The organism is Candidatus Agathobaculum pullicola (assembly GCF_052117205.1).
Lineage (GTDB): Bacteria > Bacillota > Clostridia > Oscillospirales > Butyricicoccaceae > Agathobaculum > Agathobaculum pullicola.
Genome location: NZ_JBQKJP010000002.1, coordinates 108,265 through 132,688 on the forward strand (window position 1 = coordinate 108,265; position 24,424 = coordinate 132,688).

General features: G+C 54.0%; 35 protein-coding genes. 6 read left to right on the top strand and 29 right to left on the bottom strand.

Translation table 11 applies throughout. From position 1 onward, the window contains the following. Positions 1 to 155 precede the first annotated feature (155 nt). From ACTQ3V_RS01515 to ACTQ3V_RS01585, 15 genes are all read right to left on the bottom strand, one after another. Positions 156 to 998 (bottom strand): rolling circle replication-associated protein, encoded by an 843-nt coding sequence (locus ACTQ3V_RS01515; RefSeq protein ID WP_441465959.1) that lies wholly within the window; start codon positions 996 to 998, stop codon positions 156 to 158. 87 nt (positions 999 to 1,085) lie between these two features. After that, positions 1,086 to 1,289, bottom strand: coding sequence for a hypothetical protein (locus ACTQ3V_RS01520; protein WP_441465960.1), 204 nt, complete (start codon positions 1,287 to 1,289; stop codon positions 1,086 to 1,088). A gap of 18 nt (positions 1,290 to 1,307) precedes the next feature. Further along, the gene (locus ACTQ3V_RS01525) at positions 1,308 to 1,442 is read right to left on the bottom strand and encodes a hypothetical protein (protein ID WP_441465961.1); all 135 of its coding nucleotides are present in this window, start codon (positions 1,440 to 1,442) and stop codon (positions 1,308 to 1,310) included. Positions 1,443 to 1,464: 22 nt separating this feature from the next. Beyond that, positions 1,465 to 1,833: a hypothetical protein gene (locus ACTQ3V_RS01530; protein ID WP_441465962.1), complete on the bottom strand. Its 369-nt coding sequence runs from the start codon at positions 1,831 to 1,833 to the stop codon at positions 1,465 to 1,467. Beyond that, positions 1,818 to 2,150 (bottom strand): nucleoside triphosphate pyrophosphohydrolase family protein, encoded by a 333-nt coding sequence (locus ACTQ3V_RS01535; protein ID WP_441465963.1) that lies wholly within the window; start codon positions 2,148 to 2,150, stop codon positions 1,818 to 1,820. Before ACTQ3V_RS01535 ends, ACTQ3V_RS01530 begins: the two co-directional genes overlap by 16 nt. Continuing rightward, positions 2,147 to 3,055, bottom strand: coding sequence for a DUF3102 domain-containing protein (locus ACTQ3V_RS01540; protein ID WP_441465964.1), 909 nt, complete (start codon positions 3,053 to 3,055; stop codon positions 2,147 to 2,149). Before ACTQ3V_RS01540 ends, ACTQ3V_RS01535 begins: the two co-directional genes overlap by 4 nt. Beyond that, a complete protein-coding gene (locus ACTQ3V_RS01545) occupies positions 3,056 to 4,612 on the bottom strand; it encodes a PcfJ domain-containing protein (protein WP_441465965.1) in 1,557 nt (518 codons plus the stop codon). Further along, on the bottom strand, positions 4,609 to 4,986 hold the full coding sequence (locus tag ACTQ3V_RS01550; RefSeq protein WP_441465966.1) for a hypothetical protein: 378 nt from the start codon (positions 4,984 to 4,986) through the stop codon (positions 4,609 to 4,611). Before ACTQ3V_RS01550 ends, ACTQ3V_RS01545 begins: the two co-directional genes overlap by 4 nt. Before the next feature lie 86 nt (positions 4,987 to 5,072). Beyond that, on the bottom strand, positions 5,073 to 5,384 hold the full coding sequence (locus ACTQ3V_RS01555) for a hypothetical protein (RefSeq protein ID WP_441465967.1): 312 nt from the start codon (positions 5,382 to 5,384) through the stop codon (positions 5,073 to 5,075). A 1-nt stretch (position 5,385) separates the two neighbouring features. After that, positions 5,386 to 5,685, bottom strand: a complete 300-nt coding sequence (locus tag ACTQ3V_RS01560; RefSeq protein WP_441465968.1) for a hypothetical protein — start codon at positions 5,683 to 5,685, stop codon at positions 5,386 to 5,388. Then, a complete protein-coding gene (locus tag ACTQ3V_RS01565) occupies positions 5,672 to 5,845 on the bottom strand; it encodes a hypothetical protein (protein ID WP_441465969.1) in 174 nt (57 codons plus the stop codon). The genes ACTQ3V_RS01560 and ACTQ3V_RS01565 overlap by 14 nt, the downstream gene beginning before the upstream one ends. After that, positions 5,842 to 6,087, bottom strand: coding sequence for a hypothetical protein (locus ACTQ3V_RS01570; RefSeq protein WP_441465970.1), 246 nt, complete (start codon positions 6,085 to 6,087; stop codon positions 5,842 to 5,844). The genes ACTQ3V_RS01565 and ACTQ3V_RS01570 overlap by 4 nt, the downstream gene beginning before the upstream one ends. 13 nt (positions 6,088 to 6,100) lie before the next feature. Beyond that, positions 6,101 to 6,433: a hypothetical protein gene (locus ACTQ3V_RS01575; protein ID WP_373163464.1), complete on the bottom strand. Its 333-nt coding sequence runs from the start codon at positions 6,431 to 6,433 to the stop codon at positions 6,101 to 6,103. Positions 6,434 to 6,465: 32 nt separating this feature from the next. Beyond that, positions 6,466 to 6,621, bottom strand: a complete 156-nt coding sequence (locus ACTQ3V_RS01580) for a hypothetical protein (RefSeq protein WP_441465971.1) — start codon at positions 6,619 to 6,621, stop codon at positions 6,466 to 6,468. 7 nt (positions 6,622 to 6,628) lie between these two features. Continuing rightward, complete coding sequence (locus tag ACTQ3V_RS01585) at positions 6,629 to 6,805, bottom strand: hypothetical protein (RefSeq protein ID WP_441465972.1); 177 nt, start codon at positions 6,803 to 6,805, stop codon at positions 6,629 to 6,631. Positions 6,806 to 6,869: 64 nt separating this feature from the next. On the opposite strand from ACTQ3V_RS01585, the gene ACTQ3V_RS01590 reads away from it, so the two are divergent. Further along, a complete protein-coding gene (locus ACTQ3V_RS01590; RefSeq protein WP_441465973.1) occupies positions 6,870 to 7,196 on the top strand; it encodes a hypothetical protein in 327 nt (108 codons plus the stop codon). Here the strand turns inward: ACTQ3V_RS01590 and ACTQ3V_RS01595 are convergent. Together ACTQ3V_RS01595 and ACTQ3V_RS01600 are read right to left on the bottom strand one after the other, a co-directional pair. Next, positions 7,189 to 7,629, bottom strand: coding sequence for a hypothetical protein (locus ACTQ3V_RS01595; RefSeq protein WP_441465974.1), 441 nt, complete (start codon positions 7,627 to 7,629; stop codon positions 7,189 to 7,191). The two genes, ACTQ3V_RS01590 and ACTQ3V_RS01595, sit on opposite strands and share 8 nt — an antisense overlap. Positions 7,630 to 7,631: 2 nt before the next feature. Continuing rightward, on the bottom strand, positions 7,632 to 7,787 hold the full coding sequence (locus ACTQ3V_RS01600) for a hypothetical protein (protein WP_441465975.1): 156 nt from the start codon (positions 7,785 to 7,787) through the stop codon (positions 7,632 to 7,634). Between the two features lie 314 nt (positions 7,788 to 8,101). On the opposite strand from ACTQ3V_RS01600, the gene ACTQ3V_RS01605 reads away from it, so the two are divergent. The 4 genes from ACTQ3V_RS01605 to ACTQ3V_RS01620 all read left to right on the top strand — a co-directional run bounded on the left by ACTQ3V_RS01605 (position 8,102) and on the right by ACTQ3V_RS01620 (position 10,563). Further along, on the top strand, positions 8,102 to 8,257 hold the full coding sequence (locus ACTQ3V_RS01605) for a hypothetical protein (RefSeq protein WP_441465976.1): 156 nt from the start codon (positions 8,102 to 8,104) through the stop codon (positions 8,255 to 8,257). A 219-nt stretch (positions 8,258 to 8,476) separates the two neighbouring features. Then, positions 8,477 to 8,869 carry a helix-turn-helix domain-containing protein gene (locus ACTQ3V_RS01610; RefSeq protein WP_441465977.1) on the top strand — a complete coding sequence of 131 codons (393 nt, stop codon included), beginning with the start codon at positions 8,477 to 8,479 and terminating at the stop codon, positions 8,867 to 8,869. Positions 8,870 to 8,886: 17 nt separating this feature from the next. Next, a complete protein-coding gene (locus tag ACTQ3V_RS01615; protein WP_441465978.1) occupies positions 8,887 to 9,459 on the top strand; it encodes a hypothetical protein in 573 nt (190 codons plus the stop codon). Positions 9,460 to 9,519: 60 nt separating this feature from the next. After that, positions 9,520 to 10,563 (top strand): tyrosine-type recombinase/integrase, encoded by a 1,044-nt coding sequence (locus ACTQ3V_RS01620; RefSeq protein ID WP_441465979.1) that lies wholly within the window; start codon positions 9,520 to 9,522, stop codon positions 10,561 to 10,563. Positions 10,564 to 10,701: 138 nt separating this feature from the next. Here the strand turns inward: ACTQ3V_RS01620 and ACTQ3V_RS01625 are convergent, their stop codons facing one another. Further along, a complete protein-coding gene (locus tag ACTQ3V_RS01625) occupies positions 10,702 to 10,881 on the bottom strand; it encodes a hypothetical protein (protein ID WP_441465980.1) in 180 nt (59 codons plus the stop codon). A 19-nt stretch (positions 10,882 to 10,900) separates the two neighbouring features. Further along, positions 10,901 to 11,779 carry an NAD(P)H-hydrate dehydratase gene (locus ACTQ3V_RS01630; protein WP_441465981.1) on the bottom strand — a complete coding sequence of 293 codons (879 nt, stop codon included), beginning with the start codon at positions 11,777 to 11,779 and terminating at the stop codon, positions 10,901 to 10,903. 147 nt (positions 11,780 to 11,926) lie between these two features. Between ACTQ3V_RS01630 and ACTQ3V_RS01635 the strand changes: the two genes are divergently transcribed. Further along, positions 11,927 to 12,499, top strand: a complete 573-nt coding sequence (locus tag ACTQ3V_RS01635; protein ID WP_441465982.1) for an N-acetylmuramoyl-L-alanine amidase family protein — start codon at positions 11,927 to 11,929, stop codon at positions 12,497 to 12,499. Positions 12,500 to 12,555: 56 nt separating this feature from the next. On the opposite strand, the gene ymfI is transcribed toward ACTQ3V_RS01635, so the two are convergent. From ymfI to der, 10 genes are all read right to left on the bottom strand, one after another. Then, positions 12,556 to 13,269, bottom strand: coding sequence for an elongation factor P 5-aminopentanone reductase (gene ymfI / locus ACTQ3V_RS01640; RefSeq protein WP_441465983.1), 714 nt, complete (start codon positions 13,267 to 13,269; stop codon positions 12,556 to 12,558). After that, positions 13,269 to 14,243, bottom strand: coding sequence for a 6-phosphofructokinase (gene pfkA, locus ACTQ3V_RS01645; RefSeq protein ID WP_441465984.1), 975 nt, complete (start codon positions 14,241 to 14,243; stop codon positions 13,269 to 13,271). Before pfkA ends, ymfI begins: the two co-directional genes overlap by 1 nt. 38 nt (positions 14,244 to 14,281) lie before the next feature. Continuing rightward, positions 14,282 to 17,797 carry a DNA polymerase III subunit alpha gene (locus ACTQ3V_RS01650; protein WP_441465985.1) on the bottom strand — a complete coding sequence of 1,172 codons (3,516 nt, stop codon included), beginning with the start codon at positions 17,795 to 17,797 and terminating at the stop codon, positions 14,282 to 14,284. Next, positions 17,798 to 18,691: a DNA-binding protein WhiA gene (gene whiA / locus ACTQ3V_RS01655; protein ID WP_441465986.1), complete on the bottom strand. Its 894-nt coding sequence runs from the start codon at positions 18,689 to 18,691 to the stop codon at positions 17,798 to 17,800. Positions 18,692 to 18,714: 23 nt separating this feature from the next. After that, positions 18,715 to 19,572: an RNase adapter RapZ gene (gene rapZ / locus ACTQ3V_RS01660; protein ID WP_441465987.1), complete on the bottom strand. Its 858-nt coding sequence runs from the start codon at positions 19,570 to 19,572 to the stop codon at positions 18,715 to 18,717. A gap of 32 nt (positions 19,573 to 19,604) precedes the next feature. Continuing rightward, positions 19,605 to 20,522 (bottom strand): UDP-N-acetylmuramate dehydrogenase, encoded by a 918-nt coding sequence (murB, locus tag ACTQ3V_RS01665; RefSeq protein WP_441465988.1) that lies wholly within the window; start codon positions 20,520 to 20,522, stop codon positions 19,605 to 19,607. 193 nt (positions 20,523 to 20,715) lie between these two features. After that, positions 20,716 to 21,231, bottom strand: a complete 516-nt coding sequence (locus ACTQ3V_RS01670) for a DUF6376 family protein (protein ID WP_441465989.1) — start codon at positions 21,229 to 21,231, stop codon at positions 20,716 to 20,718. A 143-nt stretch (positions 21,232 to 21,374) separates the two neighbouring features. Beyond that, positions 21,375 to 22,388, bottom strand: coding sequence for an NAD(P)H-dependent glycerol-3-phosphate dehydrogenase (locus tag ACTQ3V_RS01675; protein ID WP_441465990.1), 1,014 nt, complete (start codon positions 22,386 to 22,388; stop codon positions 21,375 to 21,377). Next, positions 22,385 to 23,029, bottom strand: a complete 645-nt coding sequence (plsY, locus tag ACTQ3V_RS01680) for a glycerol-3-phosphate 1-O-acyltransferase PlsY (protein WP_441465991.1) — start codon at positions 23,027 to 23,029, stop codon at positions 22,385 to 22,387. Before plsY ends, ACTQ3V_RS01675 begins: the two co-directional genes overlap by 4 nt. A 39-nt stretch (positions 23,030 to 23,068) precedes the next feature. Continuing rightward, positions 23,069 to 24,397 carry a ribosome biogenesis GTPase Der gene (gene der, locus ACTQ3V_RS01685; RefSeq protein WP_441465992.1) on the bottom strand — a complete coding sequence of 443 codons (1,329 nt, stop codon included), beginning with the start codon at positions 24,395 to 24,397 and terminating at the stop codon, positions 23,069 to 23,071. Positions 24,398 to 24,424: the final 27 nt, after the last annotated feature.

A 24,424-nucleotide genomic window follows, 5' to 3' on the forward strand; every position in this document is an offset into this window, starting at 1 on the left:
CTCTGTCAACCTCCGGCCGCAAGCTGTGTTTACGTCCGTTTTCCCGCCCCATCGTCCAACGCTGTCCGAACCTGACGAAAAACAGGTGTCGGAATTGTTAGACGGGTTACAAGCCAGAAAAGCGGGCCCTGCCGTAGTCTTTTTGCAACCATTTCCTATGTATGAATCGCCATCGGCGGACGCTGCTTCTCGCGCCGTTTTCGCCTCCTCAGCCGCTCCCACGGGTCAGGCGCGGCGCGCTTGCGCTGTTTTTCCCAATATGCGTCAAACAGCTTGTGGTCGTAGATGCGGGCAACCATATAGCGATAATATCCAAACTCGTTGTAAACTGGTTCGTCGTTGATCAAAACCACGCCCGGCGGCGGCTCAATCTCTTTTGCAGCGGCCTCTGGTAGCCGTAGCCGAATCGGCTCGTTCGGCGGCCGCAAATTGCGGCTGCATGAGTATTTTCGCGCACCCTCTTCCGTTGGCTGGTCAAGGAAGTATTTCGCCGTGTCCTCAAAAAACTCCTCATTCTGCCTCAGCGGCCGTACATCTACCTTTCCACGCCCCCAGCAGCGGTCTATCTCATCCCGCAACCTGTTGTACATACCCGGCCCCAACGCCCCGCGCATAATCAAGTGATGATGCACACGCACCTGCGTATCCGCATCTGGCATATCGTGCGCGGTCGTGACCGCAATATAGGCATGTTCTATGCCCATTTTTGCCAGCGCACGCTTAATTTTTCGGTGAAACGCTTCCAGACAGCGCCCCTCGTTCTCCGGCGCTTCCGCGTAGGTCAGACAAACGAACAAATCTCTCATCTCGATAAAATTTGCGCAAATAATCTGCATAAGCCGCCAAAGCCGCGCCCGCGCATTAAGCCGCTTTTTGTATTCCTCTGTTTTGCGCTCTCGCGCTGCCCGCTGCCGTGGCGATTGTCCCGGCAAATATCCGCTTGAAAATAACGACAACTGATAAAGATTGCCGTTTGCCTCTTCTTTTTGTATCAGCATAAATACCTCCGTCACCGGCCCGGCTCCTGCACCCGCGGCCCGTGATACGCATGCAGCCGCCCCATCACGGGGCGGCCTTTTCCTTTTTCATTTCCCGCCATGTCCGGCGGGCTTCTCTCTGTATGTGCGGCCAGTAGTCGCGCTCCGGTCTCCATAGCCGCATACGCTGACCGCATAATCTATCGCAGCCCATAGCGTGTCAAACGTCAAACCGTTTGCAATGGCATTTCTGAAAAACAATTGTTTTTCTTCGTCCGGCACATATCCTATCATTCTCCCGTAATAGCTCACTACGAATGCAGCGCATCCTCATTTGTCAGAGCCGACCGTCTCTCCATCTTTTTCATCCTCCTCCCGCTTTATATTCACGCGAATCAAACTGACACAGCATCCAAATGCAGCGCCCAAAACGGAAAGCGCATACAACGCAATGATGAACGTCATCCACGGATGCGCCATGCACCATTCATGCATCACCATTCCCCGCTTTCGCTACCATATCAAACAGATTGTCCGTATCTCGTGAATACATCGCGGGCAGGCCATCCGCACCGATCACCAGCACAAAGTCCTGATCAGTTTTCCCACTTTGCTTGTCCTTCTGTGTAAGCTGGCTGCTAACTTCATGATTAAACACCGGCACAAAGATTTCTCTCTCATTCCCATGTTCATCAACTGGGAACTGTTTCCAAAGCTCAATGTTAATCTTGAGAGATATGCTTCCCTCATTGATATTCTGCTTTCGCATCCTCTTCAGCAGCACCAGCATCTGCCGGTCAAACGCTTCCACAGCGGGCGTGAACGTCTCCGACGCAAGGCTTAATCCGTATCGCATTTCTGCTCCTCCTCTATTCGCTTGATGGTCTTATCAACTCCCGCCTGTCTCGCAACCTTGAAATCAAGTTCCAGCCCAAATAAATAAACCACCTGCTCTGCAACATTCTGAACGTCTGCCAGCTCTGCTGCCAGATGCTCCAGCCGCTCCTGCAAGTCCGTTCCCTTTCCGCCGTCCTCCCGAAATGTCATCCGCATCAACACGTCACTGGCAGCGCTCACCGCCTCACCCAATTCCTCGATTAGCTTGCATACCTGCTTTTCCTCACCGTAGTACCGCGCAATGCGCATCAGCTTCGCCGCTCTTTTTGCATTCATAAATTCCAACCTCCCAAAACCTGCTTAATCGCCGCTTTCATCTTCCCCGCGGCCTCCTCGTCCGACTGCTCCAGTTCATTCAACGCCGCCTTCAATCGTCTCCAATACTCACACAGCTCTCCAAACAGGAAATTGACCTTATGCGCGGCCGGGTTCTTGACCTTCTCCAGCTTTGCCAGCGCCTCAGCGGCGCGGGCTTCCGCCTCCTGCAAAGCCTTACCCTGCTCGGCGGCGACCTCTGCGCGTAGCGCGTCACGCTCCTCGGCGGTGAGCTCTCGCGGCTGGTTGGCCTGCGCGGCCAGTTCATCCAGCCGACGCTGCAATTCCGCAGCAGTCTCCGCATTTGCCTTAGCTGCCTCTGCCTGCTCCTGTGCTTTCTGCTTTTCCGCTTTCAGCTTATCCTTGGCATTCGCCAGCGCATCCCGCGCGCTGCGTGCCTCCTGCCCCTGCTTGTCCGCCTGCTCCTGCGCCGCAGCGGCGGCCGCCTTTGCCTCGTCCCGCTCCTTGACCAGCACCTGTATCTCCCGGCTGCTCATGCCGGCAAGGTCGTGTTCCTCGGCCAGCTGCTCGCGCTCCTCCTCCGGCAGGCCGAGCAGCGGAAGCAGCTGCGAATAGCCTAGATTCCCGAAAAAGTCGCTCGCCGTCTTGCCGGAAAGCCCCACCTGCCCGTCGCCAAACTCGCGCGCAATGCGCATGTAGTTCTGCGCCGTGCTGGGCTTGTACCCCAGCTTTGTATCCAGATAATTCAGCCACTCTCCCTGCGGTACAAGCTGCTTTGCCTCCTCCAGCCGCCGCCCAATCTGGATGACACCATCCATAAACACCCGCGCCACATTGTCGCGGATGGTGTAAATCTCCGCGGTCACGATCTCGATGGACCGCACCGCTACAACACTTTCACTCATTTATGCCGCTCTCCTTTCCTTTTTCCGGTTGCGCAGTCGTACCCGCCGCAAATGCTCCAAATATGCCTCCATGAATGCAGCCGCCTCCGGCGTTCGCTGCGTGTTTCGTGCCGCATAGCACTGTCGGCATGTCAAACTTTCCGGATCAATCTCCACCGTGTGCCAGCTTTTACATGGCTCGCTGCATCTTCGCAGCAGCAGGATAATCGTTTTCCCCTCCGCGTGCCGCTTGGCGTATCCTGCCACGCAGTTTTGCTGCTGTTCGCCCTCACGGGTCAGCTCGTCCGCCGAATCCACCGGACGGATGAACATCCCGTTATGCTTCCAGCACATCCAGCGCAATAGATGCCGCCGAATGCGAAACGGCATATTAAGTTTCCTGCTCTTGATCCTGCGCTCGCGCTCACTCAGCCGCGCATGCGCCTCGTGCAAATTGTGCGGCATACGGTCACCACCGTTCACGCCCAGCCGGTCAAGCTGGTCGAGATAATCGCGCAGCTCCTGCAAAACATTGCCCAACCGAACATTGCGCCGTCCCGCCTGCTTGTCACAGTAGCGCAGCAGCCCGCGTGCATCCGTTCCGCATCGCTCCGGCAGTCTCCAAAAGTCATCGCTCCAACCGGCAAGCTGCGCCGCCCATTCGGCCAGTTTATTCCGGTTGGTTGACGCGCCCGCCTGTTTCAGCTTTATGTATTCCTCGATTGCACGCAAGTGTAAGTCGCGGCGCTCGCGCAGCAGTTGCAAATCCGCCTTGTCCAGCCGAGGGAACAGCTTGTCCGGCCGCTTCGCGCGTAGGTTCACGACACGGTTAAACTCCGCACCGCCGCCGCATTCCCGATCATGGAACAGCCGCGCAAATCCCATTTTCCAAACATACTCGACCGCTGGATACTTGCAGAACAGCGCATAAAACGCGATCGGGTCATCCAATAGCTGCACCGCCTCTCCGGGCGCATATTGCAGACAGCTCCCCTGTACGGTTTCCTCTGTCACGCCGTCCCAGGAATCATCCCTTGTAACGCCATAAGAACCATGCCACCGCTTAAAGCATACTGTTTTCACTGGCTGCCACGGTTTCACGCCTTCAAACCAGTTACGGCTGCGTGTCCACTTGAGCGCACCGCCCTCACGGAAACACACGCGGCAATACTCGAAAATGTCATATTTGTCCGCGTTCTCAAAATCTCGGTTCATGCTCACCTGAAACGACCGGAACCAGATTTCTGTCCCCTCACCGCGCGTCCATGTGTGGAATGCAAACTGGATTGCCTCCATCCTTGCCCGGTCTCTCCAGCGACTCGCCGTGACTTTCGCAAAACACTTTGGACAATGTGAATAATGCTTTGCTGTATGCTTGCGATCTCGCTTCTCCCAAAACCGCTGGCCGCACGCTGTGCAGAACATTTCATATCCATCATCTGGCGCGCCCAACACCCAATCAAGATCATCCGTTTGCGCCACCCGATAAAACAAAAACTCCTCATGCCCCACGATCGCGCTGATCCGCTCGCTCACATCCGCCGCGCTGAGCGCCGGCGCGTCCTCCGCGCGCCTCATAGCAGATCGATCAGGTCAATTCCGCCCGCTCCCTCCGTCTCATTCGCACCCAAGCGCTTGGGATTTTGCTTCTCAAACGCCTCTTTCGGCACCTTGTAAAAATCACATACAACTTGAATCACAGGATTTTTCGCGTCAAAGCTGTTGCACATGCAGCCCCAAAAGCCGCCGCTCTGATGCTTTCTCGCGTAATCGCGCAGCGCTTCAAAGCACTTTGCAATGCTCATACTTTCGTTGTCAAGGTCTGCGGCGATGATTTCCGCAGCCTGCTCACTGGCAGCCGCGATCAGCAGCACGACCTCGCCGATCTGTCGCGCGCCGCTCTCCGGCTTCTCGGCCTGCACCTTCTGGCGAATCTTTTCCATATTGTTCATTTGACGAACCTCCCAAAACCTGCTATACTTTCAGTACCTTAATATTTCTGAACCGGCTGTCGAGCTCCTACCCTCGGCAGCCGGTTTTATAATGCCTGTCTTTTCCGCCCTTTTGCGGCGATCTTTCGCAGTCCCCTCTGGTCGAGCACCCGGCGCACCATAACCTCCCCGCGCCCGATGTACCCTGCAATCTCCGCAACGGAAACATCATCCTGAAACAGTGTGCAGATGGTCTCTTTTTCTTCCTCGCTCAGCGGCGTTCTATTGACCGTTTTCTGATTCTGGTCATACTTGTCCGCATCGGTCAGCAGCCCGCGCGCATCCCGCTCCGGCGTCAGCACCGCCTCGCGGATGCTGTATGTACCGCCGAATGCATTCCTTCCCGTGGTCTCAATCACCTCAAACCGCCCTTGCGGATGGCGGTATATCACGCTTGCTTGCTCGCTCCGATTCTTCGCGCCTCGCCTGCTCAATTTGTTTTTCCATCCTTTCTTTTTGCTCCCACGCGGCGGCAAAATTATTCACCGGCCGCGCCATCGGCCATTCTTCGCCCGTCCGGCCCATGCGACCCATCAAGGCATATTCGACCGCTCCGAATACCGTCTTATACGCGATCACCCGCAACCGGTCAATGCGCACGCGGGGCATGTCCGCCGTCTGGCAATAGGGCCGGACCTCCAGCCCGCTAAATTCCCGCACGGCGCGCCTCCAGTCGTTCCAGCAGCAGTTTTTCCAGCTGCGCCCGCTTCGCCGCCGCTTCCTGCTTTTTTCGCCTCGCGTCCTGCTCGCAGCCGACAAGAAACAATTCCTGTTTGCGCTTCTGCTCATACCGCGTAATTCTGTTGTTTGTGTGCTTCATAGCTTGTCCATCTCCCGAAAAAACTCGGCCTTCCGCGCGCTGCGCTGGACGGCCTCTTTCTCTTTTTTCTCAAAAGCGCGGATGACTGCCAGCTCATGCAATGCCACAAACAGCCCGCACCCGCAGCCGATCAGGATCATCACAAATGAGATCCCGCTGCACCACTCTGCGTCCCATGCGGCGGCAGCCACGCCAATAATTCCGCCTAAGCTGTATGCCGCGACTTTAAGTGCCCATTTCAATCTGTTCACCCCCTCATTGATACATCATCGCGCGCTCTGCTCGTATCGTCTCAATCAGCTTGTTTGCTGCTTTGGTGAACTCCTCCAGCTTGTTCACCAACTCTCGGATGTCCTCGGTCGGCATAACGCCGTGCTTGTAGGATATCAGCCTGTCCTTGTCAATGCGGTATGTCCATGTCCCCGTTTTGGGATTTTGGATAGCCTCGCCAATCGGCAGCTTGCCCGCGCGCATCGAAAGCGCAACGCTCATCGCATTCGGGTATTGGTCTAAGTACTGGCTCGCAATCAGCGGGGTCACTCGCTTCAGCGCGCGGATTTCATCATCTGTCCATGTCTTGTCAGCCATCTTCGGCCACCTCCTCCCTAAAGGTTATGCGCCTAACGGCTTGTCCGTTGCCTGTCCACATCTGTTCCCTCCTGCGCCTCGCGCTCCATCTTGTTCCGCGCACGGATTTTTAAAGTCTCCGGCGCATCCGGATCATTTAGAATCTGTTCAGGCGACATGGCCTCATACTCGCTGATCGGTCTTTGCATAATCAATTCACCCAACCCTTCCTGTGTTGTCATACATCTTCGTAATTTCCGCAATGTCAATGCTGGCCTTTTCCCAGCCTTTTCTTCTTGCGTCAAAATTCCAATCGCTTAACGTCATGTGAAGCCGCTCTCCCAGCTGCTTTACATCTTCCTTTTTCCCGGAAATCTTGATTTCTACTTTCATTTTGTCGCTCCTTGTCTTTCCATTCCCTTCCTGCTACAATGAAGAGCAGAAAAGAGGTGTCTTTATGACTTCCATGCAATACGCTGTCTTAAAAGCGATCCAACAGAATACCAGCGAAACTGTTTCTTATGTGCCTTATTCCGTCTTTTCCCGTCAGGTGCCAAACTGTCCGGACTCCTTCAAGCTCCTGTCTCTTCTCCCCTCTGCGTATTTTGATTCGCAAAAGAGTGAAGTCAACGGTGTGTGGGAAGCGTGCTTCTGGATTTCTGCCGAAGGCATTGACGCAATCTCGGAATATGAAAAGAATCAGAAACGGGATAAAGTCGCTTTTATCTCGCTATCTATTGGAGTTCTAACCCTTATTGTTTCAATCCTTGGCCTTTTTAACTGAAAAACCTCTTGGCGAGTGCTAAAATGCTCACCGCCAAAGATAACCAGCTCACTACCCACGCAATATCTTGCGTTCTCTTCCATCTGTCTTCCATGTCAACAAATGACTTCCGAATTTTCATCCGGCGATGCCGTTCTTTTGCGCGCTTGAAAATATTCTTTGAAGGTTTCAATTCCGGCGCGCTCAGCGCAAGCTGTCGCACCATTTCGCGGTTTCCGCACAAAAATCCGATGCGAAAACCCCATTGAAACATTTCCGTCGCGTTGTCCTGCGCATAAAAGCGCGCCTTTTCATCGTCCGGGAAATCCTTCTCCAATTGTTTGTTGAGCCTCTCAAACGCGGTTTCCATTCCGAACTCGTCTTTCTCTGCCTTGCCGCGCTCGCTGGTATCGTATTCAAGCAGAATCGCTTCTAATTCCGGTACATATGACATAATCACCCCTTCTTTCCTTTTCTCAGCTCCCGGGCAACCATAACAATCGCATCCGTAATTCCCAGTTTCATTCCCATTTGATTTTCCTTAAAGTCATACCCGTCCGCCAGTTTCATCAGCCGCTTTAGCTGCTTTTTGAGCGCTTTCTTCCGTTTCATAATCACCCCGCCTTTCCTTGCTCGTCCGCGCGCGCGAACAGATATTTCCACTCGCAATCCGGAAACATTGACAAAACTTTCTCGGCTTCAGGTAGCGTAAAAGCCGCCCGGCCTTTTCTCTTGTTCCGCATTGCGCTCTCGCTGATGCCACAAGCATCTGCCAATTGTCGTGACGTAATCTGCCTTTTAAACATTTCCAGCTCTAAATTAGGGTACATTCTGCTCACTCCTTTCTTTTCTCTGTACAGTAGTCTGTCTGGCTGGTAAAATATTGATGTCCCTTTGTAACGGCCTCCCGGAAAGGAGGTCTGATAGTGGAGTATACATATATCCCCGTCATGCCGTATGGCGCTCCGCCGTTTGTCGCCAAAATCCCGGCTGTTCACTCTCCGGATGAACTTCGTGAAAAAGCCATGGAAGTGTATGACGCTGCAAATGCTGCAGTGCGCTACCTGCGCAATATGCGCTAATTGATACCAACTTTTTAATTTCTTTGCATATTAAATCAGGGAGGCCGTAACATTGGGTTGCGGTCTTTCGACCTCTTGATAGACGATGTATCGTCTATCTGCTATAAATAATATCCGACATGTCGCTAATTGTCAAGTCATAATCTGCGACATGTCGCTAATTTTTTATTGCATCCGTTCTTTTTTTGTGGTATGTTGTAAACAAAGGAGGTGCGTCTCTTGGAAAACCTGTTGCAAAAAATTGATTTTCTAATGCAACGTGATGGGATAAAAAGTAAGCTCCAACTTTCAAAAGCTGCAAATATCCCTTACTCTACGCTAACAAGTTTATACAACAAAGACTTTAAAAAAGCTAAATTGCCAACCATCGAAGCAATTTGCAGGGTTTTTGGTGTTACTCTTGACTATCTTTGCCGTGATGAAATCACCGACCCCAACTATGGCCTTTCTCCGCTTTCTTCATCCGATTTATCCGAAGATGAAACCCAACTTGTAGAGGACTACCGCAATCTCAACAAACAAGGGCAAGAATATATCCGGCAAACCATGTATATTGCAAAACAGACATACAAAAAAATGCCTGACATTTCCGACTTGGAAAATCAGGCATGATTAACGGGGGCATCTAAATGATATTAAACTGCATAGAATTGTTAGGATTATGTCTTATTCTCTTTACCGTATTCTCCAAATTGATAACATTAGCGTTTAACATAATCCAACTTCCTTTTGCTGCTATCAGCCGAACTGCTGTTTATTGCATTTTATTCTTTCGCACTTTTCTTTTAGCTTTATTTTTTTCTGTATGCGTGTGGATTGCTGAACAAAATAACCTTCCAACCTTGCCTTTCCTTATTGTTTTTTCTTTTGTTTTGTATGGTGAAATTATTGCGCCTTATAGCAACAATGATATAGATTCCTCTGCTCAAACATATATTGCACTTTCTTCCGTTGTTGCTGTTATTATTTTTCTTCTTCTTTACTTTTTCAAATTCTTTCCTTTTATTAAAATACCCCTTTTATTCTTTTCTGCATTATCATGGGTTTTGAACCTTCCCTATATTGGCACATTTCTTAACTTTATTTTGCCGTTTTTGTCGTTTGTTACATGTGTGTTTGCAATATTAAATACTGTTTTAATTTGTATTGCATTTATTGGTTCTCTTTTAGGCGAAGTGAATTCAAAGAAAAATAATACTTAATTACACAAAATCAACGCCCCGCGCACCGCGCGGGGCTTACTTCTCAAAGGAGCTGATACCATGCGAAACCCCAATGGCTATGGCTGTGTTTACAAACTATCCGGCAAGCGGCGCAAGCCGTTTGCCGTCCGTATCACCGTCGGCTGGGAGCTGGGCGAGGACGGACGCAGCCGCCAGCGGTATAAACACCTTGGGTCGTTTGCTACGCAGGCTGAAGCGCTCAAAGCCCTCTCGGCCTATAACGATGATCCGCACGCACTCCCGGACGCATCGACCTTTGCGCAGGTGTATGAGCGTTGGTCTGCCGAAAAATTTGAAAAGGTATCGGAAAGCGCCATCACCGGCTATCGTGTTGCGTTCTCGCATTGCAAACCGATTCATGATGTAAAATTCGTTGACATTCGCAAAAACCACATGCAGACGATTGTCGATAAGCATAAAGGCGGCTATCACTCCAAGGAGAAGATAAAAACACTTTTTGTTCAGCTTTATAAATACGCGCTGGAAAATGATTTGGTCGCCAAGGATTACAGTAAGTTTGTCACCCTCTCCCGGCCGGATGAACCGACTACACGCCGACCGTTTACGAATGAAGAGATATCGCTGCTCTGGCAGAAAGTCGAAGCCGTTCCCAATGTGGATTTGATTCTGATTTTGATATATACCGGCTGGCGCATCGGTGAACTGCTGAACATGGAAACCGCGTCGGTCGATTTGGAAAACTGGACCATGCGCGGCGGTTCAAAAACCGCAGCCGGTAAAAACCGTGTTGTTCCCATTCATACGCGCATCCGACCTCTGGTTGCGGCCCGCTATGACCCCGCGCAAAAATATCTTGTCTGGCGTGCCGATAAGCCCAACCGCCCGATCACGCATGCGCATTTTCTTGAATCCATGTTTAACCCGGCTCTGGAGCTGTGCGGGATTCCGAAGCACGTCCCGCATGAATGCCGACATACTTGTGCCACTCTGCTTGATAATGCAGGCGCAAACCGCGTTTCTATCAAACGCATCCTTGGGCACACATCAACCGACGTCACCGACGCCGTGTATACCCATAAGGACATCGAAGAATTGCGCCGTGCTATCGAGCTTATTTCTTAACTTCTTTTGTCTATTGTTCGTCGTATTGTTTGTGTATTGTTTTTCCGAGCACTCATTTTTAAAATCAAAAAATAAGCATGAAAATACCCCGTAATTTCAAAAATTACGGGGTATTTTATATAAAAATATTTCTTACGTTTACGCCAAAATATTATAAACGTAATCCACTTCATATTCCAGTACCGATTGCTCCAGATCGGATAAAATTTTCAAATGCGCTTCAAATCCGGCCAGTTCCTCAAAATGTGTGCGCACGGTTGAGGCATCCGCTGCCGTATCGCCGCCGCAGCCGGACAGCACCGCCAGCAGAATGGCCATGCAAACAAACCGTTTCAGGTCACCACTCCCTTGTATTATACCGTTTGAGAAGTTCGGGCAGGTATCGCAGCATATCCCCCGGCGTCATTCCGTATTCGCTCAGCCGGTTTGCTGCTAAATCCCCCGCGCGGCCATGCAGCCACGCGGCAGCACAGGCTGCCTGCACCGGAGAAATCCCCTGCCCGCACAGCGACACCAGCATGCCCGCCAGCACATCCCCGCTGCCGCCCTTCGCCATGCCGGGATTGCCCGAATGATTGCGGTACATCGTACCATCCGGTGAAAAAATGCGTGTGTGATGGCCTTTATAGAGCAAAATACATCGGTTATCCTGTGCAAATGCGGCTAACTCCTCGGTTTTCGGCTGTTGGATGCCGCTCAGCCGCACAAACTCGGCTGCATGCGGCGTGAGTACAACCGGCTGTGCCGTCTGCCGTAATATATCCTTATGCGCGGAAAGCGCATTTATGCCGTCCGCATCCAAAACGACCGAACCGTTTGCACATTGCAGGAGCCCATATACAATTTCCGTCACCGCGTCCGACCGTCCCAGACCACAGCCGATGAGCACCGCGTCTGCCCGCGCAGCCAAGGCAGTCAGCACAGGCAGCGCTTCGCGCGACAGCATACCGTCTGCATCGCACGGCATCGGCCGCACGACCGGCTCATTCAGCTTGACCGCAAGCACCGACCAAGCCTTTTCGGACGTTGCCAGCGTTACCACGCCGCTGCCCATGCGCACCGCACCCTGTGCGGCGAAATATGCCGCACCTGTATAGCCCGCAGAACCGCACACACACAGCACGCGCCCGAACGCATTCTTATCTGCCTCCGGCTGCCTACGCGGCAAAATGCCATCCACATATGCCTCGTCGATCTCGATAAACGCCTCTGCCATGTCATACCCGCTCCTATTCTTGCCGTTTTACCTGTATTCAGCATAGCACGACGCCTTGTTTTGCGTCAAGCAAAGCACATCATTTTACTGTCTCCCGTGTCCCGTTCCGGTGTCCGACGGAATACAATGAACCGAGGAGGTGATTTTTTGCCCATCCGTATTTTTATTGACCCAGGGCACAACCCCACCGGTCCAAACACCGGTGCGGAAGGAAACGGCCTGCGTGAGCAGGACGTAAACTATACGGTCAGCATGTACCTTGCCGAACTACTGCGTGCCGACCCGCGTTTTGCCGTTCGGCTGAGCCGCAACAGCCCGACCGAAATCCTCGGCACGAGCAACGCGACGAGCCTCGCTACACGCGTCAACATGGCCAACAGCTGGCCTGCTGATTACTTCATCAGCATCCACTGCAATTCCAACGTCAACCCCGCCATCAACGGCACGGAGGTTTACGTCTACCAACAGAACACGCAACCCTACTGGCTGGCGCAGCATGTGCTGCAAGGCATTGTCAACCGTGTCGGCACCAAGGACAACGGTGTGCGTCTCAATCCCAGCTTATATGTACTGCGCCGCACACGTATGCCCGCCATTTTGGTCGAGCTGGCCTATCTGAGCAACGAAGCGGATGCCCAAAAGCTGCAGGATGACCCCTACGGCTTCGCACAGGGCATCTATAACGGCATGCTCAGCTATTTCGGATTCAGTCCTCTGTAATCAAAAAAGGTCTTGCCTGGGGCAAGACCTTTTTCTGTATCCGGTTTATTGCACAGTTAGAATCCGCCAGTCACGCCAAGCACTTGTCCAGTAATGAACGAGGCACGCTCCGAGCAAAGATACAGTACGCTTTGCGCAACCTCATCTGCGGTTCCGATTCGGCCGAGCGGTGTCTCTGCCGCCAGCCCGCGCATGGTTTCACTGCTGTGCATAGCGTTCATATCGGTATCGATTACACCGGGCGCCACACAGTTGACACGGATACCGCTCGGTCCGAACTCCTGTGCCAGTGACTTGGTCAGCCCGATCAGCGCTGCTTTACTCGCTGCATAATGGCTTTCACAGGAGGCGCCCATCTGTCCCCAGACGGATGAAATGGTCACAATGCTGCCCTGCTTTCGGTGCAGCAGGTCGGGCAATGCCGCCCGAATGGTGCGCACCGCTCCCATCAGGTTGATATCCAACATGCGCTGCCAATCCTCATCCGTAATGTCCTGAAACAGCTTCTGCTCCGCAATGCCGGCGTTGCACACCACCGCATCGGGCGCGCCAAAGTGCCCGCGCGCCTCTCCAAACGCACGGCTGACCGCCTTATCATCATGCAGGTCGGCGCATAGCGCCAGTGCGCCGGTTTGCTCTGCCAGCGTGCCGGCAACCTCCCGATTAACCCGATAGGTAAACGCAACCTGCCAGCCGGCTGCGGAAAAGGCATGCACACACGCTGCACCGATGCCGCGCGATCCTCCTGTAATAAAAACCGTCTGTGCCATCAGATTGCAACCGTCTGCTGCGCTTCAAACAGGCACTGATTCAAATCCTTTTCACGCGACAAGCCCTCTTCGATATCCAAATCGGTGACCTGATTGTCGTCAAACACCACAACACGATTGGTCTTTCCCTCTATCAGCGCGCACACCGCAGCATAGCCCATACGGGTTGCCATAACACGGTCCTGTGCGGTCGGAGAACCGCCGCGCTGGATGTGTCCCAGAATGGTCACGCGAGTATCAATCCCCGTCGCCTCATGGATGTGATCGGCAACCTCCTGTGCAGAGCCATAGCCCTCCGCGACGATGATGATGTGATGATTGCGGCCCTTAATACGGCCCATACGCATTTTTTCTACAATATCGGTATCAAAATCCAGCTTGCGCTCAGGCAGGCAAATTGCTGTTGCACCAACCGCACAGCCGACATGCAGTGCCAAATGGCCGGCCCGGCGTCCCATAACTTCCACAACCGAGCAACGCTCATGCGACTGCATGGTGTCGCGCAGCTTGTCGATGCACTCGATTGCGGTGTTGCACGCCGTATCAAAGCCGATGGTGTAATCCGTGCACACGATATCGTTGTCAATCGTGCCGGGCACACCGATACACGGCACACCCTTACGGGAAAGCGCCTGCGCGCCGCGGAACGTACCGTCGCCACCGCAGCAAATCAGGCCGTCAATACCGAGATATTTGCAAGTGTCTGCCGCTTTTTGCAGTCCTTCCTCGGTCATCATCTCCTTGCAGCGCGCAGTATACAGCATCGTGCCTCCGCGACGGATGATGCCGTCGACACTGCGTGCGCCCATCTCAATGATATCACCATTAATCAGACCGCTGTAGCCACGGCGGATGCCAAGCACGGAAATATCATTTGCGGATGCGGTTCGAACAACCGCGCGAATCAAGGCATTCATACCGGGTGCGTCGCCGCCGCTGGTGAGTACGCCAATTCTACGAATTTGCTTGTCCATAAAGAGCCTCCTGTATCGGTTGCTTAGAATTTATCCAATTAATTCATTATAACATTTTCTTCCCCCAAGAGAAAGCGCAATTTTTCCAAAAGGGGCACATCCGGCCTGCACCAGTAGCGCCTTGCCGCAAGGGTTTTCTTTTTGGTATCCGTGGGGTACAGATACACCGGCGTATCCCCCGGCTGTGTGACCAGAACCGTTTTAATCTGCGGCCATTCGTCGCTCTGCATGCTGGAAATACGCAAATACAGTTTTTGCGCCGCAATACGCGCGGCCTGCGCATCCGTATAAACCGACTGCTGCGGATGCTCACGTGACTGCATACTGCTGACCGCCACTTCGGTCAGCGGCTGCGCTTCGTTTAGCAGGATCTTAGGCGCCTCATCCTCGCGTGCGTCAATTTTACCAGTCAGCAGCACCGCGCTGTCCTCAGTCAGATACGCGCCGCACTGCTGAAGCGAGCGCGGAAACACCACTAATTCAATCGCCGCCGATTCATCCTCTACCGTCACATACGCCATCATCGAGCCATTTTTGGTCGATTTGAGCCGTACCGCCGTAATTACACACGCCAGATGGACGGTCATGCCGTCCTTATACTGCGGCTGTGCGCTCTCGCCAGACAGATCGTCGATGATTTGACGGACCGAAGCCGCCTGCGCCTGCCGCGCCAAATCGCGGTATTCGTCCATCGGATGGCCAGACAAATACAGACCGGTCGTTTCCTTTTCCATCGCAAGCAATTCCCGCTTGGAAACCTCCGGAATATTGGGCAAGGCGATTTGTGTATCCTGCACCGCATCGTTGCCCATACCGAACAGATCCATCTGTCCTTCTATATTCTTTTTGCGGCTCTGCGCAATCGCATCTACCACCGCGCCCACAATCTGAATCAGCTGACTGCGGCGGTAGCCCATCGAATCAAACGCCCCCGCTTTAATCAGACTTTCGAGCGCACGGCGGTTTAGTTCGCGGTCGTACATGCGCTCACAGAACTCCTGAAACGAAGAAAACATTCCGCCCGTCTCGCGTTCTGCCACCAGCTGCTTCATAAACGAACGGCCCACGCCCTTAACCGCAGCCAAGCCAAAGCGGATATCCCGCCCGGAAACCGAAAATCCGTCAAACGACTCGTTGACATCGGGTGGCAGCACGGAAATACCCATCTCTCGCGCGGCCTGAATATATTCCGAAATTTTGTCCGAGGAATCGAGCACACTGGTCAGCAGCGCCGCCATATATTCACGCGGATAATGGCATTTGAGATACGCCGTGCGGAAAGAAACCACCGCATAGCACACTGCATGCGCCTTGTTAAACGCGTAGTTGGCAAAATCCATGATTTCATCAAACAAGCTTGCGGCAACAGCTTCCGGCACACCGCGCCTCACCGCGCCGTCAATGCCAAGCTCCTCGTTGCCATGGATGAAGTTGACGCGCTCCTTTTCCAGTTCCTTCATCTTTTTCTTGCTCATCGCGCGGCGCACCATATCCGCCTTGCCAAGCGAATAGCCTGCCAAGCTTTGGAACACCTGCATAACCTGTTCCTGATAAATCATGCAGCCATAGGTGACGCCTAAAATCGGCTCGAGCAATGGGTGCTTATAGGTTACCTTTTCCGGATGGTGACGGCACTCGATATAGCGCGGGATGGACTGCATCGGCCCCGGCCGGTACAGCGCCACGACCGCGGTGATGTCCTCAATGGACTCCGGCTGCAGGCCGGTGACAACATTGGTGATGCCCGCGCTTTCGAGCTGGAACACGCCCATCGTCGAGCCGCGGCCGAGCATTTCATAGGTGGCCTTATCGCTCATATCCACCTTTTCGATGCTGAAATTCGGCACATGGCGACGAACCATCTTTTCCGCATCCGCAATGACCGTCAGGTTGCGCAGACCGAGGAAGTCCATTTTGAGCAGTCCCAACTCTTCGAGCGTGGTCATGGTAAACTGCGTGACCATCTGCTCATCATTGCGCGCGAGCGGCACATAGGTGTCGACCGGATCCTTGGTGATGACCACGCCTGCCGCGTGCGTAGACGCATGGCGCGGCATACCTTCCAGCGCGCGTGCGGTGTCTATTAGTTCGCGTACCTGCGGCTTCTCGTCGTACATTTTCTTTAGCTCCGGATTGACCGAAAGCGCTTTATCAATCGTGATGTGCAGTTCATTGGGGACCTGCTTGGCGACAACGTCAACCTCGTTATACGGGATGTTGAGCGCACGGCCCACGTCACGAATGGCGCCGCGCGCCGCCATTGTGCCGAAGGTGACAATCTGCGCTACGCGGTCCTTGCCGTATTTATTCGTAACATACTCAATGACTTCGGGGCGGCGCACATAGCAGAAGTCCACATCGATATCCGGCATGGACACGCGCTCCGGGTTCAAAAATCGCTCGAAGTAAAGCGAGTAATGGATGGGGTCAAGGTCGGTGATGCCCAGACAGTAGGACACAATCGACCCCGCCGCCGAGCCGCGTCCCGGCCCGACCGGAATCCCTTGCCGCTTAGCGTAACCGATGAAGTCGGAAACAATCAGAAAGTAATCGACAAATCCCATCTTGGCAATCATATCAATTTCATACTGCAAGCGCGTCCGCACCGTGCCGTCATCCTTTGGATAACGCACGGCAAAACCCTCATCGCATAGCTTTTGCAGATACTGTAGGGCGGTATACCCTTCCGGCACATCAAATTCCGGCAGGTGATATTTGCCGAACTCAAATTCAACCTGACACCGCTCGGCAATTTTGACCGAATTGGCAAGCGCTTCGGGATGATTCAGGAACAATGCGGCCATCTCGTCCGCATCCTTGATATAGAATTCCTCGGTTTCAAACTTCATGCGCGTGGGGTCATCCACCGTTTTACCCATCTGGATGGACATGAGAACGTCCTGAATACGCGCGTCCTTTCGGGTCAGATAATGCGCGTCATTGGTCGCAACCAGCCCGATATTCAGCTCCTCCGCCAACTGGAACAGCCCTTCGTTAACCTTTTTCTGAATCTCAATCCCGTGGTCCTGCACTTCCAGATAGAAGTGGTCGCGATCAAAAATTTCCAGAAACTGCTCGCACAGTTCATACGCGCCGTCCATGTCCCCCTCAGCCAACGCGCGCGGAATCACGCCTGCAAGGCAGGCAGACAAGCAAATCAAGCCCTCGCTGTGTTGTCGCAGCAACTCCATGTCAATGCGCGGCTTCATATAGAAGCCCTCGGCAAAACCCAGCGATACCAGATGAATAAGATTGCGATAACCGGTCATATTTTCGCACAGCAAAATCAGATGGCTGTGCCACTCTCCATTCACATAGCTGCGGTCAAACCGCGAATGTGGCGCAAGGTAGACTTCGCACCCTATGACCGGATGGATGCCCTTGGCCTTACATGCACGGTAAAAATCGATTACACCGTACATCACGCCGTGATCGGTCAGTGCGCACGCGGTCTGGCCCAGTGCCGCTACACGGTCCACCAACCCCTCGATACGGCATGCGCCGTCCAGCAGGCTATATTCACTATGCACATGCAAATGCGCAAACGGTACCATTTAGTCCTCCTTTGACGCAAACTCGGTAATTTTTTTCAGTCTATGGCTCAGCCCCGGTTTGGAGATCGGCGGCTCGAACCGCCGCGCCAGCTCCGCCAATGTATCAGTCGGATAGTCCAGCCTGAGGCGCACGGTCTCCCGCAGATTTTCCGGAAACGCCTCCTCTCCGCGCGTATCGAGCACGGCACGAATGGCCGCAATTTGCCGCGCGGCCGCATCCGCCGTCTTGACGAGGTTCGCCGTTTCGCAGTTGACTTGCCGGTTGATCGTATTACGCAGGTTTTTTTCCACCTTGGCTTCCATCAGCGCCATCGCCGCATGCGGCGCGCCGATACAGGTCAGAAAATCCTCTACACTTGCGCTGTCTTTAAAATATAACAGGCATGTGCCGCCCCGACGCGCGAGCTTGGGAGACAGGCCCAAATCCAGCAGCAAGCTGGTCTCCTCCCCGGCAAGGCTTTGATGACTGCTTTTCAGCTCCAGATGGCTCTTTTTCTCCGGCCCCGCCACTGTCCCCACCATCAGAAACGCGCCGCGCAGAAAAGACGCTAAACAACATTCCTCTTCCAACTCATTGCGATTGAGATGATAGGTCACATGGCTTTTGCGATCATATCCCAGCGCATCAAAAATCCGACCGATCTGCGCCGATTGCTCGAGCACAATCTGATATTTTCTGCCCTGCCGCTGCGGCTCGCATACGACAAAAAACGCGCGCTGCAGCAAAGCCTGCAAGCGGCGCGCAACCACGGCGTTTTCTGTGGACAGACGGATCTCCCGATGGGAGAAAACCGTTGCATGCAGCAATGCGCCGTAGGCCTCGGCCCGCGTACAGCACGCACGCTGCATCGACACACGGCACAGCTCATTTTTTACCTCAGTTGAAAAGGACATCTCTGCTCCCTGTTTTTCTCTGTTTATCTTTGATAATCGCGGTGCATAGTGACTACACCGTAATCATGGCCACGCAGATGATTGCTGAGCGCCTCAGCGATGGCAACCGAGCGGTGTTTTCCGCCTGTGCAGCCAATGCCGATGATGACGTTAGACTTTCCCTCCGCCATATAGCGCGGCAGCAGAAAGTCGATGAGGCTGGTCAGATGCCCCATCAGCGCATCTGCCGTACCGCCTTGAAATACATAGTCGCGGACATCCGGATCTGTGCCGTTTTTCTCACGCAGACTCATCTCATAATATGGGTTTGGCAGAAATCGCACATCAAAGACCAAATCGGACTCGGGCGGAATACCGTATTTGAAACCAAACGACTGCACGATCACCTCAAACGCACCATTGCCATCCGTACCGGCGAACAAGGCAAGCAGACGCTCCCGAAGTCCGGCAGCGGACAAGCCGGTTGTATCAACCACAAAGTCGGCCCGGTTGCGCAGTGCCGACAACATATGGCGTTCTTTTTCGATCGCCGCGGTCATGGGTATCCCCTTTTCCATCAGCGGATGCTTGCGGCGTGTCTCCTTGAAGCGCCGGATGAGCGTCGGCGTATCCGTATCCAGAAACAGGATGCGATAATCGCAGCCCATGGTTTTGATCGAATCGAGGGAATCAAACAGCTGCTGAAAATCCCCACCCGCACGCACGTCAGTGACCAATGCCACCTTCTCATATCGCTCGGTCGCGGCCAGACAGATCTCCGCAAAGCGCGGAATCAGCGCAATCGGCAGATTATCCACGCAATAATAGCCCAAATCCTCAAACGTGGCAACCGCGCGACTCTTTCCTGCGCCCGACATGCCCGAAACAATGATAAAATACATTTATGCCAATCCCCCTTGTCCAACAGCACGCTTTAGCGAACGATGCGTACCTCACATTCCAGCTCCACGCCGAACCGCTCACGCACGCGCTGCTGCACCAACTCAATCAGACGAAGCATCTCGTCGCAGGTCGCGCCGCCGCGATTGATCAAAAAGCCTGCATGCTTTTCCGAAACCTGCGCCGCGCCAACTGAAACCCCCTTAAGGCCCGCATCCTCAATCAGCCTTCCGGCAAAATATCCTTCCGGCCGCTTGAAGGTCGAACCGGCAGATGGGAAATTGAGCGGCTGCTTGTCGCGCCGGCGCTGTGCAAAATCATTCATCTTATCCAAAATCACGGCCGGATCGCCGGGCTGCAGCCGCATGGTCGTGCGGACAACCGTCCAATCCGAATGCGCGCGGAACGCACTGTTACGGTATCCGAAGCAATGTTCTTCGCCCGTAAGCGTGTGCAAATTTCCCTCACCGTCCAGATATTCGGTTTTTTCCACAATCCCCGCCATCTGACCGTCATATGCACCGGCGTTCATGAACACCGCGCCGCCTACGCTGCCCGGAATACCGCCGGAAAACTCCGCACCGGTCAGTCCCGCTCGCTGTGCACGCCGGGCCACGCGGCCAAGCAGTGCGCCAGCTTGAGCCACCAGCGTTCCATCGTCTTCCGCGCGTACATCGTCCAGCTCGGTCATGCAGATGACCGCTCCACGATACCCCGCATCTGCAACCAGCATATTGGAACCGTTACCCAGCAGCAGCAGCGGCAAGCCACAGCCCCGAATCACCTTGAGCGCTTCCGACAACTGTTCCGGTGTTTTGGGGGTGACAAACAGATCGGCAGGTCCGCCGATGGCAAACGTTGTATGACGACTCATCGGCTCTGCCGCCGCGATCTCTATATCCGGAACGGCAGCGCGCAGCGCCGCCATACATGACACGTTGATATTTTCCATATGATCCTCCATTGCTCTGACCGGTAAATCTACAAGTAAGCCGCAGCGGCAGGCCGATGCTTTTCTTCCGCATCCGCGCCGCACAGCAGCAGTATTGCTTCTTGTTCGCAAGTATTATACCAAATACGGACGTAAAGTGCAAATCAAAGGCACCCCGAAGGGTGCCTTTTTTTAATTTCTTGTTTTATGAATTTTACGAACCGCTTGCTGCCTGCAGCAGGCTGGCGCCTTCCGCCATGTCGGTCATGGCAGTCTGCAACTGCTCGCCCATCTTCGTGGTCAACTCAGACAGCTTGGTCTGATCGGTCTCCTCCGTCATCGCAGAAACGGTATCAATGAACTCGATCAGGGACTGGCAGCCGGACTGAATCTTGGTATGCGCCTCGGCATAGGCCTCCGGCGGAGTGATGGCAATGAAATCATTCAGCGAGGCCTTCATATCCTCCAGCACTTGCTTGGCCGATTCCGGATCGGTAACAGCCGTGCTCGCGCTGTTTTGGATCTCGCTCATCTCTGTGCTCAGATCCTCAACCGCCTGCTGGTACTCTTCTTCAGTCAGTGCAGTCGAAGCAGCTTCACCGCTCTCACCGGTCGCGCCGCCGTTATCGCCGGTACCTGCATTGTTGCCGCCGCCGCAAGCCGCCAGAGAAAGTGCCAACGCCGCTGCGAGCAGAGCAGCCAGCAAACGCTTTGTCATATTCTTCTTCATATTGTGTCTCTCCTTACCCTTACTTGTTTTTTTCAAGACTGTATTAAGCATTATAAAGGAAGAGAGCTGAATTGTAAAGTCAAATATTGCCAGTAGCTATGCAAACTTATCAGCAAATTCCTGTGCATTTTACCTATTAAGTCTTAGCGCACCCAAACTTCCTCATGCTCACCGCGCCGCGGACGTCCCAACAGCAGACGGCTTGCTTCTGTTGCCGGCTGTCCACGATACAGCACCTCATACATTGCTTCCGTAATCGGCATGGAAACGCCCTGCTGCTTGGCCAGATGATAACCTGCCTCGGTTGCATAGTAGCCTTCCACGGTCGCGCCGACCTCCTGCATGGCCTGCTGAACGCTCTTTCCCTTGCCTATCAGAATCCCTGCACGACGGTTGCGCGAGTGCATCGAGCAGCAGGTTACAATCAGGTCGCCCACGCCGGATAAGCCCGCAAATGTCTCCTGCCGCGCGCCCAGTTGGACGCCCAGCCGCGCAATCTCGGTCAATCCGCGGGTCATAAAGGCCGCCTTGGCGTTATCGCCCATACCAAGGCCGTCCGCGATGCCCGCGCCCAGCGCAATGATGTTTTTAAACGCGCCGCCAAGCTCACAGCCGATAATATCCGCCGAAGTGTACACGCGAAAATAGTTTTCGTTCATGAAGGCCGCTTGCGTCAGCTCAGCTGCGGCGCGGCTTTCCGACGCGGCTACAATAGCAGTCGGTACCCCACGCGATACCTCCTCCGCATGGGTCGGGCCGGTCAGCGCGACAACCGGATTGTTACCGTGCATCGCGCGGTCAATTGTCTGCGAAAAGCGGCAGTAGCCATGCTTGGCATCCAGCCCCTTGCCCACGTTGACGATCACCGTACCCGCCGGAACGATATTCGCCAACTGCTCCGCCGTGGACGCGACCGCAAACGATGGCACCGCCATCACGATAAGGTCAGCCTTTGCCGCACCCGACATATCGGTGGTAATCGCAATCCCCTCCGGAATCTTAACGCCCGGCAGCAGCTTTTCATTGGCGCGCTCACGCAGCAGCAGGTCGCACTCCTCCTGCAAATAAGTCCACGAGGTCACCTCATGGCCATTATCATGCAGCAGCAGCGCCAGCGCAATACCCCAGCCGCCGGTACCCAGTACAAAAACCTTCATTTTCCGTTCTCCTCTCCGTTACGCTCGGACTGCTCAATGGTTTTCTTGCTTTTGAAGGAAAACTTGTTTTCCTCGCCGCGCAAAATGCGCGCGATATTCGAGCGGTGCATGAAAACCACCGCCACCGCCATGCCGAATGCCATCGCAATCAGCACAGGGTCATCGTAGAATAGAAAGGTGGTGATGGGAAAGCTGATTGCGCCCAGAATCGACCCGAGGGAAATCCAACGTGTCAGCGCCACCGCTACAAAAAACAGAGCAAACGCAATCAGGAAAATACGCCAGTCGAACAGCAGCAGCATTACCGCGCCCACCAGCACGCCCTTGCCGCCGCGGAAGCCGAAATACAGCGGGAACATATGCCCGAGAATCACAAAGATGCCCGCTACCAGCTTACCAACCGGTCCGGCCAGCATCGCGCCAATCGATACTGCCGCTGCGCCCTTGGCGATATCGCCCAACAGCACAAACAGCGTCTTGCCCGCGCCCATTGTGCGATAGGAGTTGGTCAGTCCTGCGTTGCCGCTGCCGTATTCGCGGATGTCCTTTCCCAGTGTAACCTTACTGACAATGATTGCAAAACTCAGCGAGCCAAGCAGATAGGCGCACACAGCAATGATAGCAAAATGCGTAAGTGTCATATGTTTTTCCCCCAGTTACAGAAATAACAGCCGCGCTCATCATTCCCTCTTATCACTACGCTCTCGGATCACCATGCGCACCGGCGTACCGGTCAGACCGAACACCTCGCGAATCTGATTTTCCAGATAGCGCTGATAGGAAAAATGGAATAGCCGCGCGTCGTTGCAGAAGCAAACAAAGGTCGGCGGACAGGTGGATGCCTGCGTCATATAGAAAATACGCAGACGGCGGCCCTTGTCGGTCGGCGGCTGCACACGGGCAGTCGCCTCAGCCAGAATCGAATTGAGGCGGCCGGTCGGGATACGCATGTGGTTCTGCTCATAAACCTCGTGAATCAGACCAAACAGCTTGTCGACACGCTGGCCGGTCTGTGCCGAGATGAACAATACGGGTGCATACGGCATATAAGCCAGCCCTTCGCGCACGCGAAGCGTATATTCCTTCATGGTCGAGCCATCTTTTTCAACCAGATCCCATTTGTTGACCACGATGATGCACGCCTTGCCTGCGTTGTGCGCCTCACCCGCGACCTTGGTATCCTGCTCGGTCACACCTTCGGTCGCATCAATCATGATAACGCACACATCCGCGCGCTCGACCGCAAGCAGCGAGCGCATCACCGAATATTTCTCAATCTTTTCGTCCACCTTGCTCTTTTTGCGGATGCCCGCAGTATCGATAAACGTAAACTTTCCGTGCGCATTGTCCACATCCGCATCCACGCTGTCGCGCGTAGTGCCGGCCATGTTGGATACAATGACGCGTTCCTCGCCAAGCACGCGATTGAGCAGGCTGGACTTACCGACGTTCGGCTTACCGATGAGCGCGACACGGATGCGCTCCTCATCCTCTCCGGCCTCCTCTTCGAGCGGGAAATGCTCATATGCCGCGTCCAGCAACTCACCCATTCCGTAACCGTGCAGCGCGGAAATGCCGTATGGCTCACCCAAACCGAGGTTATAAAACTCATAAAACTCCGGTTCCGGTTGACCCGGCTTGTCACACTTATTGACCGCCAGCACAATCGGCTTGCCCGAGCGCAGCAGCATGGCCGCCACATCCTGATCAGCCGCCGTGATACCGGTGCGCAGGTCCGTGATGAAAATAATCACATCCGCGTGCGAGATCGCTGTTTCCGCTTGAAAACGCATAAACTGCAAAATCTCGTTGTCGTTATTCGGCTCAATGCCGCCGGTATCGATAATCGTAAAATCACGGCCGCGCCAGTCGCTCTCCGCATACAAACGGTCGCGCGTTACGCCAGGCGTATCCTCCACAATCGACAGGCGTTTACCCGCCAGCCGGTTGAACAACTGGCTTTTGCCGACGTTCGGCCGGCCCACAATCGCAACAATCGGTTTTGGCATATCGTTTCCCTCCTCTTTGCTTCGGGG